We start from the raw sequence: 22,294 nt of genomic DNA, 5'->3' as shown, positions 1-22,294 counted from the left end.
GTGAGTGGGCGACGGCATCAGGCGGCGTAGCGCGCCAGGATATTGTCGAAGCCCTTGTTGGCGCGGTCTATCGAGCCGGGGGTGTGCAGAAAGCGCGCCTCGTAGTGCAGCGCCAGGATCAGGCCATGGATCTCGAACAGCATCTGGTCTTCCGCCACGTCCCGGCGGATCTCGCCGCTGTCCTTGCACTGCATGATGGCGCGCTTCATGGCGGCCTGCCAGGTCAGCACCGAATGGGCCAGCGCATCGCGCACCGGGCCGTCGCGGTCGTCAAACTCCACGGCGCCGCTGATGTAGATGCAGCCCGAATCGATCTCTATCGAGGTGCGCTGCATCCAGTTGTCGAACATGGCGCGCAGTCGGCCAATGCCACGCGGTGCGTCCATGGCTGGAAAGAACACCTCTTGCTCAAAACGCTGGTGGTATTCGCGGATCACCGAGATCTGCAGCTCCTCGCGCGAGCCGAAATGGGCAAACACGCCCGACTTGCTCATGCCCGTCACATCGGCCAGCGCGCCTATGGACAACCCCTCCAGCCCGATATGCGTGGCCAGGCCCAGCGCGGCATCAACGATGGCCGCCTTGGTCTGCTGGCCTTTGTGCATGGCCCGCCCTTCGCGCCTGGGCGCGGCGGCAGTCTTGCGTGGGGTGATGGGTAGGGTCATGGGAAAAATAAAACGAACGATCGTTCTATTTTGCACAAAACTGCGGACTTGTGCCAGTCCTCGGTTGGTTGAGCAGTGTATTTACGGGTAAACCACTAGTCACCCGCGAGGTGCGAGGGCTGCCGGTTGCCCCGACATTACCCCCTCTGCCTCTGGGAGAGGGTGGGGGTGAGGGCTTGCGGCCCAGCCAGAGACCGCACGCTATCTAGTCGATATGGCCAGCCAGGCGGGAATATGCAAGTCCCTACAGCAACAGCGCCAATGTAGCGTCCAACTGCTCGCTCGGCAGTCGGCGAAAGCCCGTACGCGCGTAACGTTGCAGCCGCCCGCGGATCAGGTCGCACAGCGCCGCTGCGCGCACCTGCGCCTGCAGCGTGGGCGCGGCCACGGCCTCTCCGGCCGGGCGCAGGCACTGGCGCAGCTGGGCCTCGATCTTGTCGAAGAACAGGTTCATGCGCTGCTGCAGGCGCTCGTTCTCGAACACCAGTGCATCGCCCACCATGACGCGCACCATGCCCGGGTTGTGCTCGCCAAACTGCAGCACCATGGCCGCGATGCGCGCGGCGCGCAAGGCCCCATTGGCCTGGTCACCCTGCTCCTCGATCTGGCGCACCAGGGTGAATACGCTGTGCTCTATGAAGTCGATCAGCCCTTCGAACATCTGCGCCTTGCTGGCGAAATGGCGGTACAGCGCCGCCTCGCTCACCCCCAGCTGGCGCGCCAGGGCGGCCGTGGTGACACGCTCGGCCCCCGGCTGCTGCAGCATGGCCGCCAGGGCCTGCAAAATCTGCTCGCGCCTCTCACCGGGCTGCAGGCGACGGCGCGTGACGCGCGCCTCGTCGGGCTTGGAGGACTCGGGATAGGTAGGCGTGAATTCAGACATATCGAAACAAATGTGTGCAATTGATTCTCGCACAGCCCGTCGAAATGCCCATGGGTGGATATGCGTACGTGGCTAAGTTGCAACTTTTGTTCCAAATCTGCAACCTTCACCATCTGCACAATACTGATCTGACAGCAGCCGATGCCATCTGTGCGTAGGAGCGGCTTCAGCCGCGAATGGCGCCATTCGCGGCTGAAGCCGCTCCTACAAAGCCAATAACCAAGCCGGATCAACCGCTGGCAGCCCTATCAGCTGCTGCGGATCATCGTGCCGTAGGCCTGGTCGGTCAGAATTTCGAGCAGCATGGAGTGCGGCACACGCCCATCCACCACATGCACCGCGTTCACGCCGGCCTTGGCGGCGTCAATGGCGCCGGCCAGCTTGGGCAGCATGCCGCCGGAGATGGTGCCGTCGGCAATCAGCGCGTCGATCTGCTGCGGTGTCAGCTCCGGCAGCAGCTGGCCAGCCTTGTCCAGTACACCAGGGATGTTGGTCAGCATCACCAGCTTCTCGGCCTGCAGCACCGTTGCCAGCCGGCTGGCAACCACGTCGGCGTTGATGTTGTAGCTCTCGTTGTTCTCGCCAAAGCCGATCGGGCTGATGACCGGAATGAAGGCATCGTCCTGCAGCGCCTTCACCACGCTGGGGTCAATGGCCACGATGTCGCCCACCTGGCCCACGTCGTGCTCGATGCTCGGATCCTTGTGGTCCAGCATCTTCAGCTTCCTGGCGCGTATCAGCCCGCCGTCGCGCCCCGTCAGGCCCACGGCCTTGCCGCCGGCGTGGTGTATCAGGCCCACGATGTCCTGCTGCACCTCGCCGGCCAGCACCCATTCGACCACCTCCATGGTCTCGGCATCGGTCACGCGCATGCCCTGGATGAACTGGCCCTTCTTGCCCAGGCGGTTCAGCGCCTGCTCGATCTGCGGCCCGCCGCCATGCACCACCACCGGGTTGATGCCCACCAGCTTGAGCAGCACCACGTCCTCGGCAAAGTCCTGCTGCAGCTCCGGGTCGGTCATGGCGTTGCCGCCATATTTGATGACCATGGTCTTGCCATGGAACTTGCGGATATAGGGTAGCGCCTGGGCCAGGATTTCGGCCTTGTCGCGCGGGGCGATGGTGGAGAGATCGGTCATGGCAATGGATCAAGCAATAAAACAGGTGTGAGAATTGTGCCGCACCGAACCATCACGGCTGCAGCCAGCCCGGCACCTTGAAGCGGATGATGGCAAGGTACGCCACGACGTAGGACACCATGAATAACAGGCAGAACGCGATCAATACCGGCGTATAGCTCCAGAACAACACAGCCGGCACCACCGTCAGCAGCGTGAACGCCCACAAATAGGGGGATGTACGGTTGTTGCGTTTGAGCATGCGCCGGGCTGCATCACCGTGCAATACACGGCGCACGATGCGCCGGTAAATCAGCTGATGGAAATGCAGGGCATCGGCCATGCCAGGCGACACCCCGCGCACCAGCTTGCGGTACATGGAAAACACCGTCTCCCAGACCGGGTAGATCAGCAGCAGCATGGGAAACCAGGGCGAGACCTGAGGGTTGCGCTGCACCAGGGCGAGGCTGCCCAGTGCAATCACCACTCCCCAGATATAGGCCCCGCCATCACCAGCAAACAACATGCCGCGCGGGTAATTCCAAACCAAAAACCCCCCCGTCGCTGCCGCCGTGGACACCAGCACCGCCGCCAGCCCCCGGTCGCCCACCTGCAGCGCCACATGTGCCAGCGCCAAGCAGACGATGATGGCCACCATGCCAGCCAGCCCGTTATAGCCATCAATGATGTTGAACGCATGGGGTAGCCCCGTCACCGCCAGCAGCGCGATGAATACCCCCAACCAGGGCGCTGCCGCCAGCAGCCCATCCAGCCAGGGCAAATCCAGCCGCGGCAGCTGCAGGCCCAGCAAACCCACCGCCATCAGCGCCGTCAGTGCGGACAGCAGCAGTCTATAGCGTGGCGCCAGGCGCTGGGTCACGTCCTCCACCATGCCGCCCACCACGGCCGGGAGCAGTGCCAACAGCCACCAAAGCACCCACGGGCCCATATGCAGCGACGACGGATCACCCAGCCCACTCGTCAGGCGCCCCAACCCCCAGCTCAGCGCAATGCCCACCAACATGGCCAGCCCGCCCAGGCGCGGCACATCACCGTGATGAAAACGCTGCGGCATCCCGTGTCCATAGTTGCCGGCATGATCCTGCGCCCAGCGCAATACGCCAGCAGCGGTCAGCAGCGAGCCCAGAAAAGCGACAACGGAAAGCCAGATCATGAAAGCCCGATCGGAGTACTGTAGCTACCGCATCAAGGTGCGGTACAGGCGCATGACCTTGTCCACATACTGCTGCGTCTCCGGATAGGGCGGGATGCGCCGGCCGTACTTGACGACCGCGCCCTCTCCAGCGTTGTAGGCAGCCAGGGCCAACTCCTTGTCGCCGTCGAACATGCGCAGCAAGTCAGCCAGGTAGCGGCTGCCGACCTGCACATTGACCTTGGGATCCATCACCGCGTGCGATCCGCCCGTAGCGGAGCGCCCCGCCACACCATAGCGCTCCGCTGTGGCCGGCATGATTTGCATCAAGCCCAGGGCCCCTTTGCGTGATACCGCATCGGCGTTAAAACCCGACTCCGCTGCCGCCACGGCGATGACCAACTCGGGCTCCAGGGCCTGTGCGCGCGCTGCTTCCTCAAGCAGCGGCTGCGCGGCCGCATAGCCGGGTAGTTTGGCGGCATTCGTGCTACCCGTCCCGGATCGACCCGCAGGCGCGGCAGAGCCCACACCTTCGAGCCAGATCACGCCACGCGACGCCGACGGCGGCACATTGCCCATGTGCGTGACGCCATCACGATCCACGAACTGCCAAACGGCCTGCGCCTGCGCTGTGGGCATCCATGCCCCCGCCAGCAACATCGGCATGCAGAGCGCGCGCACCACCCACCTAAGCCCTTGCATCATCTCAAAAACCCAACCGCCGAGCCAGGCGCTCGAGCCAAGGACGATTGGTCATGGCGGCACGCTCCAGAGCCAAGGTTTCTTGAGCGTTCTGGCAGGACTGGGCCAGCGCTGCCTTGTCCGCTTCCAGTTGCTGTACCTGCTGATTCAGCGAGTCCCGCTTTTGCTCAAATTCTGCGATCAGCTGCCTGGCCTCGGAAAAAGCCTTTTGGTGCTCCAGCAACGAGGCATGTTCCGCCGCGTGCGTCACTTGCAGCGCCTGTAGCTGTGCGCGCAGCTGACTGACCTCGGTGCGCACTCGCACCGCCTCCCAGTCGCGCGAATCGCGGGCGGGTGCTGCCACCACCATCCACTGGTACACATCGAAATCCACCCAGCCCGTCAGCAGATGCTGGCGCCAGGCATCGGGAATAGCCTCGAAGTACCTGGCAAATTCGCTGTGCGCCACGGGCACACGGTTGGCCTCCCAGGCCAGCGGTACCCAGCCACAGTCCATCAACAGCTGCTCAATGCTGCGCCGCGTGAAAAAACGCACATGGGTGCGATCCAGCAGCCCCTTGTCCGCGTATTCGAACAAGCCGGCGCGCAGCGCCGCCACCACGCCGGCGTAGGCAATATTCGGCAGCGAGATGACCAGGCTGCCCATGGGCTCCAGCTGTCCGGCCAGCATCTTCAGCACCTGCTCCGGCTGGCGCAGATGCTCCAGCACGTCGCAGGCCAGGATGGCGCCAAAACGCTGGCCCTGCAGGGCGTCCAGCCAGGCCGCACCATCCAGGTCGGCCTGCACGACCTCTACCCCCAGCGCCTGCAGCGCCTGCAGCGCCGCCGGGTCGTTCTCCACCACCGTGACCGCCTGCCCGCGTGCGCGCAGCACCTGCGTCATGGCGCCCGGGCCGGGACCCAGTTCCAGCACCGAGGCGCCATGCGGCACACGGCGCAACAGGCGCGCAGCCCAGGCATCCCCCTCGGGATCGAAGGCGTAGTCGTAGCGCTCTATGTCAGACATTGCTCCCCGTCACCTTTCCAGTGGCAGGTTGCCACATCTGCTCCCACATCCCCCAGTGCCACCAGGCCCAGGGACGCTCGCGTACATCACTGTCCAGACGCTGAATCACGCTGTCGATGGCCATCTCAGGGTCACTTGGCAAAGCCTCCACCAGCACAGCCAGCCTGTCCGGCGCCAGGCTGCGCGTGCGCCCATGCAGCAAGGCCGCGCCGGTCGAACGTGCCAGGCGCTCAATGCCCGTCGGCAGGCTCAGGTATCCGCCCAGGAAAGCATGTCTGCGCATACGTGCGAAGTCTGGGCTCCAGGCATCGGCCAAAATCACCCATGCCTGCCCCTTGCGCAACCCCTCGTGCAACGGCCGCAAAGATTCATTGGATAGGCGCCATTGCCCCCCCGTGATTTTCGTAAGGGCCGCAATTTTTCTCAGAATGAAATCGCGCTGCGCCGTTGTGAGGCCCGGATTGTCCACCACAGGCATGGTCATGATGTGCAGCTTCAAGCCCCTGAGCGCCAGAGCAATCGCCGCCGCAAGCAAGCGATCATAGTGATTGAGCACGAGAATGAACCCCTGCCCCGTTTGCTGCAAGGCCTGCACATGCTCCCAGCCAGTCAACTCGATCCGTGGGCCGCCAGGCCTGCCCATCCGGTGCAAGGCTGCCGCATCCAGCATTTCGGTCGCCAGCATGTCCAGGTGCGCCCGCGCCCACTGCCGGTGTTGCACGGGCGTTGCCCTGGGGAAAACTTGACCAAAGCGCCGCTGCAAAAACCCCTCGGTCTCGCGCCGCACGACAGGAGCGTCACGGCCCAGCCAGCGCACCAGCCTCCAGGGTAATGTCGTGGGAAGACGACCCAAGGCAGGAAAGGCCCAATCCAGGCGCCAATCGCCGTTCATTCGATGTGCAGCCATTCATGCTCCAGCCAGACCAAGCCAACCTCACGGTGCTTCTGATTGAGCACCGTGAAAGGCTGGATCAACTCAGCCATGTCCAGCACCTGCAGGCCGGTATCGTCCAGCGTATATACGTTCCACAGGTATTGCCCCGACAGCAGCGGCAGGCGCGGGAACTTTACTCGCAGCAGGTGCTGCCCGAGGCCACGCATGGCCTGCCTGGAGGGCAGAAAATGCGTGCTCGTGCCAAACACATTGTCCTTGTCCGGCCGGACGATGGAAAACCCCACGTGGAAGGGCGTATCGCCATAGGACTCCAGCTCAATCTCCAAGGTCAGATCCTGAAAGGAATCCACCTGCGCCGGGTTGATGCCATCTGCCGTTTCGGTGCCCACGCGCATGATCTTCACCGGCACCGAGGTGTGAGCGGTCGGGGCGGGAGCCACCGACTGGGTATTCGACAACTCAGCCGGCGGCGCATCGGTGCGCAGATGGGCATAGCGCCTGCGCTCATGCGCCTCGTAGGCCGTGACGACGTCCTCGGTGCTGCCGATGGCCGCTATGCGTCCGCCATGGATCCAGGCTGCGCGCTGGCACAGGCTGCGCACCTGGTACAGGTTGTGCGAGCAAAACAGCACCGTTGCACCACGCTCGCGCAGTTCCAGAATGCGGTTCAGGCTCTTCTTCTGGAAATGCAGGTCGCCCACCGACAACGCCTCGTCCACGATCAGCACCTCAGGGTCTATGGCCGTGGCCGCCGCGAACGCCAGGCGCATGAACATGCCCGAGGAATAGGTCTTCACGGGCCGCTGCAACGTTTCTTCCGACAGCTCGGAAAACGCCGTCGCCCGCGCCGCAAAGTCCTCCAGAGCCGCCCCCTCCAGACCATGCAGCGCCGCCATGAAGCGGATATTGTCCTGGCCCGACTCCTCGGGATGAAAGCCCGCGCCCAGTTCCAGCAACGCCGCCACCCGCCCCTGGCGCGTGACCTCGCCGCACGTGGGGCGTATGGTGCCAGCCGCAATCTTCAGCAGCGTGCTCTTGCCCGCACCGTTCTCGCCGATCAGGCCAAAAGTCTCGCCCGAGCGCACCTCAAAACTTATGCCCGAAAGCGCCACATGCACACGGTGGCGCTGGCGCCCGGACACCCACTCCCACAGCCGATCCTGCGGGCGGGCATAGACCGCGTAATGCTTTTCGATGTTCTTGAATGCAATGGCCATTAGAGCGCCTCACCCAGGGCCGGTTTCATGGTGCGGAAGAACCACCAGCCGCCGCCGCCCAGCAGCAGCACCCAGGCCAGCAGCGCCCACAGCGTGCCCACCGGCATGGCCATGCCCAACACCGCCCACTGCACGGCCAACACCAGACAGGCCACTGGGTTAAGCAGGTACCAGGCATGAAAGCGCTCGGGCACCTGGGCCAGCGGATAGACCACCGGCGTCAGATAAAACCATAGCTGCAACGCAAAACCCACCATCGATCCCACGTCGCGCCACAGAAAATGCGCCATGCTGAGCATCAGCGTGAGGCCGAGGGTCAGCGCCAGCTGCGCCAGCAGCAACACCGGCAACCAGGCCCAGGTCAGGCGCAGCGGCGCCCCCTGCGTCAGGCTCAGCACCAACAGCAAGCCATAGCCGATTGCCATCACCAGCAGGCTACCACCCACAGCCACCGCAGGCAAAATTTCGGCCGGCATCGGCTGCTTGCGCAGAAAATCCTCGTACGCCGTCAGGCAAGCCACGCCGCGACCAATGGCGTCGGTAAACGGTAGCCACACCGCCAGACCCGCCAACAGATGCAACAGATATCCGTTGGCCAAATCCAGCCCCGGCACGCGCACGGCCAGCACCAGGCCGAACAGCACATAGAAGATCGCCAGCGACGCCAGCGGCTGCACGAAGGCCCAGGCCAGGCCCAGCACCGAGCCGGCGTAGCGCGTCTTGAACTCGCGCAGCATCCAGTAGCGCCACAGCACCCAGGCATGCTGCATGCCCCCCGAGGCCCCGGGCTGATTGCGACTCACATCCATTGCCACCCCGCTTGCGCAGACACGCTGTGCACCTCAAGCCCCTGGGGCCACATCCGCTGTCGCCGGGCCAAGCACCCTGCGCGCCTCCAGCAAGCCCTGCTCGAAGGCCTGGGCCGAATCATGCCAATGCTGCCGGCGCGCAAAGGCCTGCGCCCGTTGGCACATGGCCTGTCGCGCTGGCTCGTCCTGCAGCACGCGGCACAGCGCGTCCGTCAGCGCCTCCAGCGTGGGGTCGGTCAGCAGCGCCAGGTCATCGTTGAGCAGCCATTCCACGCATTCGCCTCGGTTAGACACCACGGCACAGCCCGCGGCCATCACCTCCAGTGGCATCAGCGACAAATTCGTCAGCGACAGCACCAGGGCCGCGTCGCACTGGCTGAACACATCGGCCAGCTCGCCGGGCGAGATCACGCCCGCCGCCAAATGCGGAAATGGAATGTGATAGTCGCTCACATCCCACCCAGCCAGAATGAACTGCACCTGCGGCAGGCGGCGAGACACAGCCTCCAGCACCAACAGGCCGAACTCGAAGGCGCGCCGGGGCGTGGGTGGGCGAGCATAGAAGAACACGCGCTGGATATGCGGCTCGCGGCGCGGGCGCTGGCAATACAGCTCGTGATCCACGCCAAAACTGATGGGGTGCGTCTGCATGCCGTATTCGGCCTTGAGCTTGCGTGCCAGCCAGCCACCGGCGGTGATGCCAAAGAAACCGAAGTGATAGGTATTGTCCGCCAGGATAGACTCGGTTCCCGTGGGGTAGAAGCTGGGTTCGAAATCCTGCACGAAGTACAGCTTCTTCACCGGCCCGGTCACCGCACGCACCGGATAGGCCGTCTGCCAGCCAGTCGCGATGACGAACTCACTGTTCGGCAGGTGATCGAAACCGATGAAAACCTTGGCCTGCAAGGCAAAGAAATGCGTACAGATATCGTGGCGCGCAAGCTCCGCCGTGGCATGTTCCGTGGGACTCACGATGACGATGTTCGACTCCCAACCCATGCGCTCCAGGTGCCAGATGGTGCGAAAAATAGTCTGGTGCCCGCCCGAACCGATATTGAAGTCCGGAATGAACCACAGCAGCGTACCAGGCCGGGCTGCGCCCGGCGCCAGCGCTATGCGATCCGTGCGCACGAAATCGTAGTGCGTGAAAACGTTACGGCTCTTCATCGGCGCACCAGGCCCATGCTTGAGCCGCTGCCTGACCATGGACAAGGTGCGCCGCACGCCGTGGCGCCGCGTCAAATCCAACACCCTGCGCACCCGCAGCCTGATTGATCCCAGCATAAAAACCTCAAAAAAATTGACTGGTTGCACGCCTGAAGAGCACCGCAGGCCCCTGAGAGCGCGGCATGCGGTGCATGTCAAGCCAAAACCAAGAAAAACCTAAGCCGCACGGCCCCGCTGCAGCGACTGGTCGCGCGAAATCACGCCCACCAGCCAGAGTGGCAACTGCCGGTGCCTGGTGCCCAGAAACTGCCCCAGGGTGCGCGCCAACTCGATGCCGCCCATATAAACACAATGTTTCAGCCACGAGGCACCGCGATCTCCCGCCTGGCGCATCCAGCGCGCATCGCGTCGCGCCAACAGCACGGAGCTGGCCAGCGCGCGCGCCAGGCTGGGCTGCACCCGATAGCCAAAGTCGCGCTGGAACGAGCTAGCCTCGTCGAAATTGCGCTGCAACGTCTCCCAGACGCCAAAGTCGTGCGAGTGGTACACCGCCGCCTCGGGCACGAAGGCCTTGGCGTGACCGGCCTTGATGGCGGCCAACATCCAGGTCTGATCCTCGGCAAACATCACGTCAGGAAACGGCAACTTCTCCCACACCGTGCGGCGCAGGCAGGAATTGTTGTTCGAAAAGAAATGCAGCCACTGGCGGTAGCCGGGCTCGCGCTCGAAACGATCGGCATCCTCCATGCGCACACGCGAGAGTTCGCCGCCAAAGCCGGCGAAATGCTCTGCCAGCTCGCGCTGCGTGACCAGCCTGGCGCCGGGGTGGGCGCGGTGCGGGCCGAACGCGCCGGCCACATCGGGGGCGCTATCACAGCCCTCAACCAGACGGCGCAACCAATGCGCGTCGGCCGGCCTCGCATCTTGCGTGATAAACACCAGAAACTCGCCGCTAGACAGACTCGCCAAATAATTGCGCGTACGGCCATGGCCAAAATCGGCGGGCGCAATGCTCAGCGTGCGCACGCCTTTGCCCTGAGCCAGCGCTACAGAACCGTCACTCGAACCGGAATCCACCACCAAAACCTCGAACGGCCAAGGCGCCTGCTGGGCCAGCACGGCGTCCAGTACCTGTGCCAACAACGCACCTCCGTTTTTTACCGGTATCAACACCGACGCCTTAGGTTGCATTATTTGCCTTTTGGACTTCCAGCTGATGTATTCTCTGGAGATCCTCTGGAAATTCCTCAAAATTCATGAATTCAAGGTGTTCTATGGTTTTGGCGTTATAGAAATCCGTAATACCCTGGGTGATGCGCGTCGGGAACTTCCCCACATATTCCCGCCCCTTGAGAAAAATGGAAACGCAATCGCTCCACACCGCTTCATTCTGTTTTCTGATATATGTCTCCAGCAGGCAAACATCTACCTTGTTATGCAGCCCCCAGTTGACCAGGGCCGCACCACTATCGGGGAAAAAGCGCCAGCAATCGACCGGGTAGCGATGGAATGTGCCATTCGACGGCGCATTCAAATAGAACAGCCCGGGTTTTTTCAGCACCCGGAGTATTTCAAGAAAGAGCACCCAGAAAAATTCGGAATGCTCGAAGCATGAGCTACTGACAACTACGTCAACCGAATCATCGGCGAAAGGCAGCCGATAGGGGTCTTGCAAAACCACATCCACACCCTTGGCATCCGCAAAGTCAACGCCGATATACTGCAAATGCGGTGGGCACACCTCCCGCAAAGAGCCATTCACGTCCTGCGAACCTATATCAACAACAATACCACTGTCTATTTTCGCGGCGTAGGCGTCAAAGAAAAGTCGCCCATTGTCCATTGCACTTGGATGCATCGTGAAGCTCGTCCTTGAATCGACTCAATTATGGCGCAGATCGAACATTTTCTGGATATTTTCGTCAATGATCTTCACGCCATATTTCTGAAAAAGCCTGTCGCGCAATTTATTATGTTCTTGCTGCCGGCAGTAACTCACCGCGCGGCTGTCAACAAACGTGGCCGCCTGCTCCCATGGCAGCACTGCAGAAGGCCTTTTTCCATTGATTTGGAATAGATAAACAAAATCACCTTCCGGCAATGGCCCGACAAGATCCCCGTCGTTGGCACTCGCCAGGGCCTTCAATATTCTGTTATCTCCGTCCAGCGCCACCCAACCAAGATCGCCCTGGGGGTCTATTTGATATACCTTGTCGGCTTCTTTGGCAATATCAGAAAAGTTTATTTTTCCGGCACCCAGGAGTTGAACCTTATTAAACAGCCACAAACCGGGAGCTTCATTTTCTATCTTCACATCCTTGGGCAGAATAATTCTGCTCAATCGGACACTGGTCGGCAATGTAAATGCTGCAGGGTTCTTGTCATAGTATGCGCGGCGTTCTTCCTCGCCTTTCGGGGCCTGGCACTGCGGCACCAGCTTCTGATATACCGCGTGCGCATACACATCATCAAACTTCTGATCCTTGCGCTCTGCGGCCCTGGATATATGCAACTCCCCGCCTTCGAGGGTCAGCACACGCGTCACGGCCATTTCTTCCAGGGCAGCTTTGGCACCGGCGAAGTTCCGAACCGTGGGCTTCAGGTCAATGCGCCTTTCCACATAGGCACCAAAATCAGCAGTGGTTATCTTTTCTCCATTCGAGAATGACGCCAACAAATCACTACCGGCGTTCTGGGCCATGGCCGAATGCAGCAGCAACAGCGACCCCGCAATCGCGGCGAAAATTTTCATATTGAATTTCATGGGAACTAGGTATCAATCTTTCCAAATCGGGCCAAATATCACATCAGAGGTCTCACCCGTAGAGTTCAACACGAGAATATCCTGAATTCCATCGCGATTGATATCGTGGAGCTGCAACTCGGTGGAATAGCCCGAAGTCTTGATTTCTCTGGTGTCCAGCACCTGCCCCTGCGTGTCGAGTTTTTGCAGCGTCAGGCGTTGGCTGTCACCCCAAATCACCAGGTCATCGGCCAGCGCCAGCACCGAGCTGGCGCCCCTGGGATCGCCCTGAATAAACTGGAGTTCCCCGGTATGCATGTCAATGCGCGCATTCTTACCCCCGGTTTCCAGCGCCACATACAGCCAGCGTCCGCTGGGGCTGGGCTTGGCCTGGCGTGGAATGACGTCAAACGTGGCCAATACCGCGGGCGTGGTTTGCAAATTGGTGGCCGGCACCGCAATGACCTTCTTGTCGTCAAGACAGGCTACCGCAATCCCCGGGCCCCGGTTTGGGGGCAACTGCTTGACATGCACCGGGTGCCAGGGTGCCTCACACCAGAAGGTACGATTCAGTGTGGACTGCCCGGGGTTTTTCTGATCCCAGGTCAGCCAGGACACATGCTTGCCGCTGTATGGGGTGGCCAGCAGGGTGTAGCTGCTGCCAGCATTGGCGGCTAACACCACATCCCTGGGAGAAAAACCGACGCCCTGGGCATCGATTTTTCTTAATTGATGGTTATCGACCGTAAAAAAATCCAGGGTGCCGCCGGTCTCTACCGCAGCCACTACGAGGTTGGGGGCGAGCCAAATGGCGGAATCTGGGTGGTAGCCCAGCGGCTGCTTGTCGCGAACCACGGCCTTGCCGTTGTCAAACTCCATCAATACGAGTTGACTGAGTTCGTGCTCCACCGCAATCAAGTAACAATTTTGCCCCTCAAGACACTGCACCGCACCGCCCCAGGCTTGCGGCAGTTGAAAGCTGATACGGGTGGGGTCGGCATTCTTACCGGGGTCGGGCTTGATGGCAGCAGCACGCTGATCTGTGTTTGCTGCGCAGGCCGCCAATAGAAGACTGAGGGCCAGCGATGGTAGCCATCGCGAGAAACCGGAAAGACTTTTCATATCGCTTGAAATGAATATAGCGCCTTGCGGCGCTATATGTAGGCAATCAAATTCAGCCGGTCAGGCAGACCGGCCGAATTCAACCATTAACGGTGCATGCCCAGAACCGTCTGCGTGGCGTTGAAAGCGGGAGCCACCATCACGCTGTACGTGAAGATGCTACCGGCGACTGGCGCCGGAGGTGTAGCGGCATTGCGCAGTGCGCCATTGGCATTCCACTCAATGAAACCATCCACGAAGTTGGCGGGACGGCCGGCGATCGTGGCGGGATTGAACCAGTCCAGTTCCTGCTGCGTCAGGTCAAAGTTGACCGACTTGCGGTTCTGGGCGTTGTCAAAAATGTTCACGGTGTGCGAACGGTTCTGACGGCCGGTGGACCAGACGACGATGTTGGTCGAAGAACCATTCTCCAGGTAATAACGCATGGAGAACCTTGCATTCCCAGTAGCAGCGTTAATGCCAGACTGCGCAGCACCCGCCACAACACCAATCGAAGCGTTATCCATGGTGGTCAGATCACCCTCGATACCAACGCCGAGGGTATTAGTGCCCAAGGGACCGTCGATTACAGGCGTGTAAGCCACATCCTGGGCGGTGGTATCCACCTGGAAGGCGTGCACGCCAATCTGCGCGGTGACGTCATGGCCGGTATCGGCGCAGGTCGGGCCCGCCACCGGGTTCGACACCGTGCTACCACCTGCGGCAAACACCAGGTAGCCACGCCTGTTTTCCAGACCATTGCCGGACTCAGCCATCCAGTTGAAGCTGCGATAGCCCTTGTCGGTCACCACGAAGCAACCGTCGGTAATGTGGCCGGAGTTCTGGTCAAAAAACGTCCAGAACACGGGAACCGTACGACCAGTCTGGTTCACCACACCCACGGCGGTGAACTGGGTGCTGCCGTTGTGAATGACGTTGGGAACCACGGCGCCATTGCTAAACGTACCGGCGGTGTAAGCCTGTGCCCCACCAGCCATCATTGCTGCGACGGCAACTGCCGCCATTGCAAATTTCTTCATGTTTCAGTCCTTAAAAAATTGAAGGAAGCCTCCCCCTAACGGGGCGTGCAACCCATCCGCCACTTCGTTTGGGTTGGAGCGATCTTAGCCCGGGAACATTGCGCTTTCAATCGTAACTACCCAAAAAAAAACCATACGTAATGTTTTGAACAAAAAAACAACAACCGTTATGGGGACTGTTGACTGCCCTCACGAGGCAGGGCATCGGGGAACGCCACGCTCAACGGTTGGTAGTGGTACCACTGGCCGTCGATCAGTCGCCATTGATCCTGCAGCGTGGCTTGCTGGTTGGGCAGGCGCAGCAGGGGCAGGCTGTAGCGCTGCCGAACGCTGACCACGGCCTTGCCGTTGTCCATGCTTTGGATGCCCTGGACCTCGATGGCATCGAAGGTGATGCCGCCACGCTTGACGTAGGCCTCCAGGTTGGCCTTCGGGTCTTTGGATGCGGCCTCGTAGGGCCAGGCCCGGAGCTTGTCGTTTTGCTGCACCAGCGCCCAGTATTCGCGCGCGCGTTGCAGCAGGGCTTGTTCGCTGCTTGGGCCCAGGCCACTGGCGCAGCCGCCCAGGGCGAGGGCTGCGGCGAAGGGTAGCGCCAGGGCCTGCAGCAGGCGGCGGCGGGGGTAGGCGGTGGCTGTCATGTGATGGGTCTTCATATAGGTATCCGTAGATGGGAGGCTTGGATTGGTGCAGGCTTTTACTCCCTCGCCCCCTTGGGGGAGAGGGTGGGGGTGAGGGGGTATCGGGATCGGCGCCCGCCTTTACCGCCCTCACCCCTGCCCTCTCCCGCCAGCGGGAGAGGGAGAAACAGCCATAAACCAGCGTTGATACTGCCTTGCATGCTATAAAATATGTAGCTACCGAGGCGCAACCAGCGCAGGCGCGGGGGCGCTTTGGTGACCAGGCTCCAGCGCGGGCAGCGGGCTGAGCGAGGTCTGCGTGGTCAGGTTGCGCATGCGGTCGCGCAGCTCGGCGCTGACTTCGCGCAGGGTGGAGTCGTCGGTCAGCACGCGCGGGGTGAGCATGACCAACAGCTCGGTACGGGCGCGGGTGTTGTTGGTGGTGGAGAACAGGGCGCCCAGCAGCGGGATGTTGCGCAGGCCGGGCACGCCGCTGTTGCCGCCGTTTTCGTTGTCGGTCATTACGCCGCCGAGCACGATGGGGTCGCCCGAACGCACGGCCACGCGGCTCTGGATCTGGCGCGTGAGGAAGTTGCGCTGGCCGGTGGCGGCGTCCACGTCGCCCACGTCGGTGACCTGCTGGTTGATGTCCAGCGTGACCAGGCCGCCGGCGTTGACCGAGGGCGTGACGCTGAGCATGACGCCGGTGTCTTTATAGACAATGGCTTCGGTGACCAGGTTGCCCGTGGTGACGGTGGTGGACTGCTTGATGGGCTGCTGCCTGCCCACCAGGATGGTGGCGCTGTGGTTGTCGAGCACCAGCACCGAGGGGTTGGACAGCACGCGCAGTTGCGAGCTGGCGGCCAGGGCGTTGAGCGTGGCGCGCACCACGCCGGCCTTGCTGATGGTGTACGAAAAACCCGGCTGCTGCGCCCCTATGGGGCCGGATGCGTTGAGGTTGAGCCCGGCCTGGCCGGTGCGGTCGCGGCTCATGCTGTTTTCTATGAACCATTCGACGCCATACCTCAGGTTGCCGGTGAGGCTGACCTCGACGATGCTGGCTTCGATGAGCACCTGGGTGGGGGCCTTGTCGAGCTCGCGCAGGGCTTGCTCTATACGACGGTATTCGACGCGCGTGGCACGAATGAGCAGAGCGTTGCGCTTGTCGTCGGCGACGACGCGCACACCGCCTTCGAGCTGCGAGACCGAGCTGAGCTGGCCCTGCTGGCCGGCCGCGCCGGTGCTTGTGCCCAGGGCACCAAAGTTGCCCGTGCCGCTGGCGCCCGTGCCCATGGCACCGCTGGTGCTGGCCACGGGCCGATTGGCGCTGCTGCCCAGACCGGCGGCGGCGCCAAATTGCGTGGGAGCTGCACCCGCGGCCACGCCCGGGCGAGCGGCGCCCGAGGCCGCCTGGCCACCGGTGAACAGGCCGTTGAGCATTTCGGCCAGGTGCACGGCGGAGCCGTTTTGCACGGGGTAAACGAAGAGTTGCTGCTCCAGCGCGTCGGTGGGGCGATCGAGGCGGCGGATCCAGGTCTCGACCTGGGGCAGCAGGTGCGGGCGCGGGGTGACGACGACCAGGGCGTTCAGGCGCTCGACCGGAAACAGGCGGATCAGGCCAAACAGCGGCGCGCCGACGGCGGCCTCTGCCACTTCGGCGGCATTGGCCGTGGCGGCGCCGGCGGGGCTGGATGCCGCGGGTGCCGCGCCCGGCCGAGCGGCGGCGCCGGCCGAGGCAAACGCAGCGCTGGCGCCGCCTGCCGAGGCAGCGCCAGCTCCACCGCCACCGCCGAGCACGACCTGGAGCGCGTCGCGCACCACGTTGACGCTGGCGTTCTCCAGCACGAAAACGCCCAGCGACATGCCGGAGAGAAAGTCCACGTCGAAGGTGTCCACCATTTCCAGCCAGCCGCCGAGCTGGGCCTTGCTGCCTTGCAGCACCAGCAGGTTGCGGATGGTGTCCACGTAAACAATGGATTCGCGCGGCGCCAGCGGGGCCAGGATCTTGGCCATTTCGGCGGCGGCGATATGGTTCAGCGGCACGATGACGGTGCCGCTGCCGGTGAGGTCCTTGAACTTGGAGGCGCTGACCAGCGGGCGCGAGCCGGCCGTGGCGGCGCGCTTGGTGACGTGATAGACGCCGGCGTTGTCGCGCACGATGGCCAGGTCGTGCGGCAGCAGGACGGCGTCGAGCACGTCCAGCACCTGGGCGCGCAGCAGCGGCTGGCGCGTGCGCAGGCTGACCACCGTTTCGCCGCCGGCGTCTATGGTGTAGTTGAGCTTGAGCAGGTCGCCCAGCAGGGCCGCGGCCAGGTTGCCGATGGTGACGTTTTCAAAGTTGAGCGAGACACGGTCGCCGGTGGCCAGCACCGGGTCGGCCTTGGGGGCCACGCCCTGCTTGACAAGCTGGCCGGTGCCGGGAAAGAGCTTGGTGTTGCTGGCGGCGGCCTTGGCTTCGGGGGCTTTGTCCTGCGCGGTGGCGGGGGCTGGGGCTGCAGCGGGTTGGGGCTGGGCCTGCTCGGCTGGCGGGGCCGTGGCAACGGCCGGGGCCGAGCCGCCCGATTCTGCTGGCAACGGGGCTGCTGTGGCTGGTTCGACGCTGGCGGGCCGGTCATTCACGCTGGCACAACCTGCGGCCAGCATGGCCAGCAGGAGGATGGATGGCCGAATGTTCATAAGGGGAAAACTCCGTGTGGGTGTCTGGTGTGCGCGCTGTCAGCGCTTGGGCGGCTGGGCTGCGGGGCCATATTCGAGTGGCAGATCCACGCGCTGGTTGTCGTCGGACAGGAATTGGGCGCGGCGGCCGTCAAAGGATTGCAGGCGCCAGGGCTGGGTGTCGGAGGTGAGCTTCATGGGCGTGCCGTTGGCGCGCCGCAGCAGCGCGATACGGCTGCCGCCCGACTCCAGCACGGCCAGCAGGCGTGACTGGGCGAGCTCTTGTTCGAGCTGGTTCTTCTGACTTTGGGCCTTGAGCTCGATCGGGCGACGTGTGGTCCACAGGACGGGCCGGGCCAGGGTTTGGGCCGTGGCCGGGGCGGTGGGCTGCTCGATGGGGCTGTATTGGGGCAGGTCGGGTTTGCGCGCAGCGGGCGCGCTCCAGTCGTTCTTGTGGATATGCCACCAGTAGGCGCTGGCGCCCAACGCGGCAGCGGCCAGTACCGGCCCCAGGTGCCAGGGTTTGATCATGGCTGTGCCTTTTCTGGCGTCAGGGGCGCCTCCAGCTGCAGGGTGATGCGGGCCTTTTGCCCTTGGGCGCCGGTGTTGGCGCCATCGCGCTGGAAGCTGGCGGAGCGCACCCACAGGGGGGGCATGGTGGCGTGCAGGGTTTGCATGAAGCGCGCCAGCGCCGTCCAGTCGCCTGCCACCGTGGCGGTGAGGCGCACGGCGGCGAGTTTGCCTTCGGCGGCGGGTTCCAGCGCGACTTGCGAAGAGATCAGGGTACTGCCCGACGCCAAGATGAGTTCGCGCAGGCGTTGCTGGGTGTCGTTTTGGGCAGCCTCGCCGCCCGCGCGCAGCCAGGGCTGAAGGTTGTCGCGCAGGGACTGCAGGGTGGCTTCGATTTGCGGGCCGACGCTGATGACGCCGTCGAGGCGCTCGCTGCGCGACTGCAGCTGGTTCTGGGTGTTGTCATAACGGCTCCAGAGGCTGCGGTAGCCCCAGGCCGCGCCGCCGGCGGCCGCCAGCAGGCAGATGAGCAGGGTGAGCAGGGCGCGTTGGGTCCAGAGGTTCACGATTTGCCCCCTTCTGCGCGCCAGCGCAGGTCTATGGTGAAGCGCTCTTTGTTGACCGAGGTGTCGCGCACGCTGGGGCCGCTGGCACGCACGTCGGCAAAGCTGGGCAGACGCGCGAGTTGGGTGATGAGCTCGGCGGCGTTGTTAGCGACGCCGGTGATGCGGATGTCGGCGCCGCTGATTTCTATGCGGTCGAGCGAAGCGTCGTCGGGCAGTTGTGCGCTCAGGCCTTCGATCACGGCGGCCAGGGGCAGGCTGCTTGCCTGGCCTTGGCCCAGGCTTTGCGCCACGGCCGCACGGGTGCGCAGCTCGTCGAGCTGTACGCGCAGGGGTGCGGCCTGGGGTTCGATGGTGTTGACATGCTGCAGCGCGCTGATGACCGCTTGGCGCTTGAGCACCAGGGGCATGAGCGCGGGCGTGGCCAGTGCGGCAAGCATGAGCAACAGGCCGGCGATGGCTGCGCCGTCTATCCAGCGCTGGCGCCTCTGCATGCTGCTCAGACCGGGGCCGGCCACGGGGTGGGCGCGGCCGGCGTGCTCCAGGTAAATGGGGGCGTTCTCCGCAAGGCCTTGGCGTTCGCGGGCCTGATGCTGGGTACTGGCGCGGCAGATGCCCCAGTCCACGGCCCAGTTGCCGCCGGCCAGGGCCGTGGCCTGCCATGCGGTCAGGATGTCCTGCACGGGCAGGGGCGAGACGCGCCACATGGCCTCCTGCACGGCCTGGCCCAGGTCGGTGCGCGGCATGGCGGGCAGTTGCAGCGTACCCCACAGGCAGTCGGCCTCGGGCACCAGCAGGCCGGCTGACTTGCCAGGACGCGCCACGGGGCGCAGGCGGGTGCCGGCAAGCGCCCAGTGGCCGCCCTGCGCGCCGGCCAGGGTCAGGCCCGGCGCGGGCCAGGCGCCGCGCTCGACGAGCAGGCGGCGGAGGTCGCCAAAACCCCAGGCAATCCTGTCCCACCAGAGGTGCAGGCTGCGTTGTAGCTGCGCCTTGTCTGTCATGGATTCAATTCCTGTTGCGGGCTTGGCATACGGCGTGTGGGATCGAGTGAGAGGGTTGTCCAGGGGGTCAGCGTGTCGGGGCGCTCGCTCAGGTCCACCCAGGCCTCGCGCTGCCACCAGCGCCCTTCCGGCGTGCGCACCAATGCGCGCAGCTTGAGTGCACCCCCTGCGCGGCTGGCGTTGGCGGAGAAGAACTCGGCGGCGACCCCAGTCAAGAGGTCTGCTCGCCCTTCCAGGGGGGTGGAATGGATGCGTGCACCCAGTCCCGGTTGGCCGGTGAGCTGGTCTATCAGCGCGGGCGGCGCCGCATCTACCGAGATGCTGGCCTGTCCGTTGACGCCCAAATGGGGCGAAATTATCCCATAGAGCTGGGGCGTCATTCCGAGCACCATTTGCAGCTCGGACAGGTCGTCAACGGGGGCATTGCGCGGCATGACGGCTCTGCCCGCGGCGCGGTATTGCGGGGCTTCGGCCCCACCGGCGCCGCGCGGGGCGTCGTCGGGATCAATAAAGTCCTTGATGCGTGATGCCATGATGTTGGCCTCGCCCTGGGGCAGGCCGCCGATTTTCTCCAGCACCGCTTCGAGCAGCGGCTCGGTGGCGACGTTGACGTCCACCAGGCCTTCAGCGGGGACGATCTCCAGCCGCGCTGCGGCATCGCCCAGTTGCATGTGCCATTCGCGATAGCGCCCGGGGGTGTTGCGCTCGCTCATCAGGCGCTGCGCGCCAAGCTGCACCACCGCGTCGAGCAGTTGCTCGGAGCGCATGCGGTCGAGCTCGACCCCGATACGCCGGGTTTGCAGGCGCATGCCCTGGGCGCTGGTCAACACCACCAGGGACAGCGCCGCCACCAGCCATAGCACGAGTACCAGGGCAGCGCCGCGGCTGCGTTGGGATGCACGCCTCATCGCGCCCTCGTCAAGGCAAAGACCAAGGGGGGCCAGGCACCCTGTGCGTCGGCCAGCTCGAGCTTGACGCGCGCCGGATATTGCTTTGTGGCGCTGTCCCATTGCTGCGTCCATTGGCCAGTCCTGCCGTCCTGGTAATGCCATTGCAGGGTGCGCAGGTCGTCCAGCAGCACGGCCTTTTCTGCCTGGTTCCAGTCGAGCGCCATCAGTGCACCGGTGTAGGGCAGGACTTCCAGGGACAGGTCAACCCTTCCATCGTCATGCCGCAATGGCGTGGCGCGGAACACGTACAGGCCGCCGGCATCACCGCGCTCGGGCAGCGGCGCCACCCACATGGCGCCGGCCGCATTGCCGCTGAAAAAGGAGACAAAGGTGCCGTTGACCTGCAGGCTCAGCTGGCGCAGCGTGTCCATTTTGCGACCCAGCCACTGGCTGGTGACGAGCATGCGCTCGGCCCGGTCGATGAGGCGCTGGTTGCGCTCTTCGGCGCGGCCCATGACGCCAAACCCGGCGAATACCAGTGCCACCACGGCGGTGGTGATGGCCAGTGCGATGAGCAGCTCCAGCAGGGTGAAACCGGCCTGACTGGCGCGGCGCCGGCGTGCCATGGCGCGTTTCATGGCGCGCTCCGGTAGGGTTTCCAGGTGCTCCAGGTGAGCACGCTGCGGCCGTCGCGGGCAATCTCTACCTGCACTGCGGCAGAGCGCAGGGCGAGCACGGGGTCGCGCCCCGGTTCTTCGACCGGAATCTGTATGGGCGCAGCCTGCACCGACCAACGCCAGCCGTCCACCTCGCCCGTGGGTTGCTTCAGCAGGTCTTCGGCAAAGGTGGCGGATGCCAGCACGGAGCGGGCCACCAGCGCGGCCTGCACGCGGGAGTCCACCTCGACGGCCGTTTTGCTGCTTTGGCCCACGGTTTTATACAGCGCAGCAAAGGCGATGGAGGCGATGGCCATGGCCACCAGGGCTTCCAGTAGGCTGAAGCCGCGCACGCGGCGGGAGGGAGTCCGTGCTTTCGTCATGATGCCGGGGCCTGTTCCACCGTGCCGAGCAACCAGTTGACGCGAAAAGTGGTCCCCTGTCCTGCGCGCGAAATGGTCAACAGCCCACCACGCGCGCCGCCATCGGCATTGAAGACAAAGATGATTTGCCCGGTCTGTCCCGGCTGTTGCTGCTCCACAGCATTCCAGCTGACGCCCACCGCATCTGGCACATGCACTGGGTGCTGGCCGTCTACGGTCAGCTGGCGCGCTTGCGGCTCGTAACTGACGACGACGCTGCGCCCTTCCTGCACGCACAGTGAGCGCGCCTGGCCGAGCTGGCTGGCAACCTCACGCACTGCCTGGTGGTATTGGGCGCGCGCCATGAACGATTGCGCGCTGCCACCGACGATGGTGACGGCAACGGCGGCCAGCGCCAGCACCACCAGCAGCTCAAGCAAGGTGAAGCCTGATGCGCCGGCGCGAGTACTGCGCAAGCCACGGTTCATGGAACGGACGGACATGGGTGACTGCGGCGGCACGTTCAAGCGTACGCCACCAT

The 22,294-nt window shown here is 63.7% G+C and carries 25 protein-coding genes; 1 reads left to right on the top strand and 24 read right to left on the bottom strand.

The genetic code is table 11. The features are described 5' to 3' along the window. Window positions 1-17: 17 nt before the first annotated feature. The 10 genes from P4826_RS15870 to P4826_RS15825 all read right to left on the bottom strand — a co-directional run bounded on the left by P4826_RS15870 (window position 18) and on the right by P4826_RS15825 (window position 9,615). The gene (locus P4826_RS15870) at window positions 18-665 is read right to left on the bottom strand and encodes a TetR/AcrR family transcriptional regulator (RefSeq protein ID WP_317701327.1); all 648 of its coding nucleotides are present in this window, start codon (window positions 663-665) and stop codon (window positions 18-20) included. A 244-nt stretch (window positions 666-909) separates the two neighbouring features. Then, window positions 910-1,548, bottom strand: a complete 639-nt coding sequence (gene slmA, locus P4826_RS15865; RefSeq protein ID WP_317701326.1) for a nucleoid occlusion factor SlmA — start codon at window positions 1,546-1,548, stop codon at window positions 910-912. 248 nt (window positions 1,549-1,796) lie between these two features. Then, window positions 1,797-2,687 carry an acetylglutamate kinase gene (argB, locus tag P4826_RS15860; RefSeq protein WP_317701325.1) on the bottom strand — a complete coding sequence of 297 codons (891 nt, stop codon included), beginning with the start codon at window positions 2,685-2,687 and terminating at the stop codon, window positions 1,797-1,799. A gap of 52 nt (window positions 2,688-2,739) precedes the next feature. Then, complete coding sequence (locus P4826_RS15855) at window positions 2,740-3,840, bottom strand: glycosyltransferase family 4 protein (RefSeq protein WP_317701324.1); 1,101 nt, start codon at window positions 3,838-3,840, stop codon at window positions 2,740-2,742. Window positions 3,841-3,864: 24 nt separating this feature from the next. After that, window positions 3,865-4,458, bottom strand: a complete 594-nt coding sequence (locus P4826_RS15850; RefSeq protein WP_317701323.1) for a lytic transglycosylase domain-containing protein — start codon at window positions 4,456-4,458, stop codon at window positions 3,865-3,867. 67 nt (window positions 4,459-4,525) lie between these two features. Next, window positions 4,526-5,527, bottom strand: coding sequence for a class I SAM-dependent methyltransferase (locus tag P4826_RS15845; protein ID WP_317701322.1), 1,002 nt, complete (start codon window positions 5,525-5,527; stop codon window positions 4,526-4,528). After that, the gene (locus P4826_RS15840; RefSeq protein WP_317701321.1) at window positions 5,520-6,434 is read right to left on the bottom strand and encodes an LpxL/LpxP family acyltransferase; all 915 of its coding nucleotides are present in this window, start codon (window positions 6,432-6,434) and stop codon (window positions 5,520-5,522) included. The genes P4826_RS15845 and P4826_RS15840 overlap by 8 nt, the downstream gene beginning before the upstream one ends. After that, window positions 6,416-7,639 carry an ABC transporter ATP-binding protein gene (locus tag P4826_RS15835; RefSeq protein WP_317701320.1) on the bottom strand — a complete coding sequence of 408 codons (1,224 nt, stop codon included), beginning with the start codon at window positions 7,637-7,639 and terminating at the stop codon, window positions 6,416-6,418. Before P4826_RS15835 ends, P4826_RS15840 begins: the two co-directional genes overlap by 19 nt. Further along, window positions 7,639-8,448 (bottom strand): ABC transporter permease, encoded by an 810-nt coding sequence (locus P4826_RS15830; RefSeq protein ID WP_317701319.1) that lies wholly within the window; start codon window positions 8,446-8,448, stop codon window positions 7,639-7,641. The genes P4826_RS15835 and P4826_RS15830 overlap by 1 nt, the downstream gene beginning before the upstream one ends. 33 nt (window positions 8,449-8,481) lie before the next feature. Further along, complete coding sequence (locus P4826_RS15825; RefSeq protein WP_317701318.1) at window positions 8,482-9,615, bottom strand: glycosyltransferase family 4 protein; 1,134 nt, start codon at window positions 9,613-9,615, stop codon at window positions 8,482-8,484. Between the two features lie 37 nt (window positions 9,616-9,652). Here P4826_RS15825 and P4826_RS15820 point away from each other — a divergent pair, with 37 nt between their 5' ends. Beyond that, the gene (locus P4826_RS15820) at window positions 9,653-9,835 is read left to right on the top strand and encodes a hypothetical protein (RefSeq protein ID WP_317701317.1); all 183 of its coding nucleotides are present in this window, start codon (window positions 9,653-9,655) and stop codon (window positions 9,833-9,835) included. Here P4826_RS15820 and P4826_RS15815 read toward each other — a convergent pair. The 14 genes from P4826_RS15815 to P4826_RS15750 form a co-directional block, all read right to left on the bottom strand. After that, window positions 9,832-10,755: a glycosyltransferase family 2 protein gene (locus P4826_RS15815; protein WP_317701316.1), complete on the bottom strand. Its 924-nt coding sequence runs from the start codon at window positions 10,753-10,755 to the stop codon at window positions 9,832-9,834. The genes P4826_RS15820 and P4826_RS15815 overlap by 4 nt on opposite strands. Window positions 10,756-10,795: 40 nt before the next feature. Next, a complete protein-coding gene (locus P4826_RS15810) occupies window positions 10,796-11,473 on the bottom strand; it encodes a methyltransferase domain-containing protein (RefSeq protein WP_317701315.1) in 678 nt (225 codons plus the stop codon). Between the two features lie 24 nt (window positions 11,474-11,497). Further along, on the bottom strand, window positions 11,498-12,379 hold the full coding sequence (locus P4826_RS15805) for a peptidyl-prolyl cis-trans isomerase (RefSeq protein ID WP_317701314.1): 882 nt from the start codon (window positions 12,377-12,379) through the stop codon (window positions 11,498-11,500). Window positions 12,380-12,391: 12 nt separating this feature from the next. Next, the gene (locus P4826_RS15800; protein WP_317701313.1) at window positions 12,392-13,480 is read right to left on the bottom strand and encodes a hypothetical protein; all 1,089 of its coding nucleotides are present in this window, start codon (window positions 13,478-13,480) and stop codon (window positions 12,392-12,394) included. A gap of 86 nt (window positions 13,481-13,566) precedes the next feature. Next, complete coding sequence (locus P4826_RS15795) at window positions 13,567-14,499, bottom strand: hypothetical protein (protein ID WP_317701312.1); 933 nt, start codon at window positions 14,497-14,499, stop codon at window positions 13,567-13,569. Between the two features lie 167 nt (window positions 14,500-14,666). Further along, window positions 14,667-15,137 carry a hypothetical protein gene (locus P4826_RS15790; RefSeq protein WP_317701311.1) on the bottom strand — a complete coding sequence of 157 codons (471 nt, stop codon included), beginning with the start codon at window positions 15,135-15,137 and terminating at the stop codon, window positions 14,667-14,669. Window positions 15,138-15,353: 216 nt separating this feature from the next. Further along, window positions 15,354-17,792 carry a type II secretion system secretin GspD gene (gene gspD / locus P4826_RS15785; RefSeq protein ID WP_317701310.1) on the bottom strand — a complete coding sequence of 813 codons (2,439 nt, stop codon included), beginning with the start codon at window positions 17,790-17,792 and terminating at the stop codon, window positions 15,354-15,356. A gap of 39 nt (window positions 17,793-17,831) precedes the next feature. Next, the gene (locus tag P4826_RS15780; protein ID WP_317701309.1) at window positions 17,832-18,302 is read right to left on the bottom strand and encodes a hypothetical protein; all 471 of its coding nucleotides are present in this window, start codon (window positions 18,300-18,302) and stop codon (window positions 17,832-17,834) included. Further along, entirely contained in the window at window positions 18,299-18,847 is a 549-nt protein-coding gene (gene gspM / locus P4826_RS15775; protein ID WP_317701308.1) for a type II secretion system protein GspM, read from the bottom strand. Before gspM ends, P4826_RS15780 begins: the two co-directional genes overlap by 4 nt. Beyond that, entirely contained in the window at window positions 18,844-19,845 is a 1,002-nt protein-coding gene (locus tag P4826_RS15770) for a PilN domain-containing protein (RefSeq protein ID WP_317701307.1), read from the bottom strand. The genes gspM and P4826_RS15770 overlap by 4 nt, the downstream gene beginning before the upstream one ends. Next, window positions 19,842-20,753 carry a type II secretion system minor pseudopilin gene (locus tag P4826_RS15765; RefSeq protein WP_317701306.1) on the bottom strand — a complete coding sequence of 304 codons (912 nt, stop codon included), beginning with the start codon at window positions 20,751-20,753 and terminating at the stop codon, window positions 19,842-19,844. The genes P4826_RS15770 and P4826_RS15765 overlap by 4 nt, the downstream gene beginning before the upstream one ends. After that, window positions 20,750-21,373 carry a prepilin-type N-terminal cleavage/methylation domain-containing protein gene (locus P4826_RS15760; protein WP_317701305.1) on the bottom strand — a complete coding sequence of 208 codons (624 nt, stop codon included), beginning with the start codon at window positions 21,371-21,373 and terminating at the stop codon, window positions 20,750-20,752. The genes P4826_RS15765 and P4826_RS15760 overlap by 4 nt, the downstream gene beginning before the upstream one ends. Next, on the bottom strand, window positions 21,370-21,774 hold the full coding sequence (locus P4826_RS15755; RefSeq protein ID WP_317701304.1) for a type IV pilus modification PilV family protein: 405 nt from the start codon (window positions 21,772-21,774) through the stop codon (window positions 21,370-21,372). The genes P4826_RS15760 and P4826_RS15755 overlap by 4 nt, the downstream gene beginning before the upstream one ends. Continuing rightward, on the bottom strand, window positions 21,771-22,256 hold the full coding sequence (locus P4826_RS15750) for a prepilin-type N-terminal cleavage/methylation domain-containing protein (RefSeq protein ID WP_317701303.1): 486 nt from the start codon (window positions 22,254-22,256) through the stop codon (window positions 21,771-21,773). Before P4826_RS15750 ends, P4826_RS15755 begins: the two co-directional genes overlap by 4 nt. Between the last annotated feature and the right edge of the window lie 38 nt (window positions 22,257-22,294).

The organism is Diaphorobacter limosus (genome assembly GCF_033100095.1).
Lineage (GTDB): Bacteria > Pseudomonadota > Gammaproteobacteria > Burkholderiales > Burkholderiaceae_C > Alicycliphilus > Alicycliphilus limosus.
This window is presented reverse-complemented; position numbering and strand designations above follow the sequence as displayed.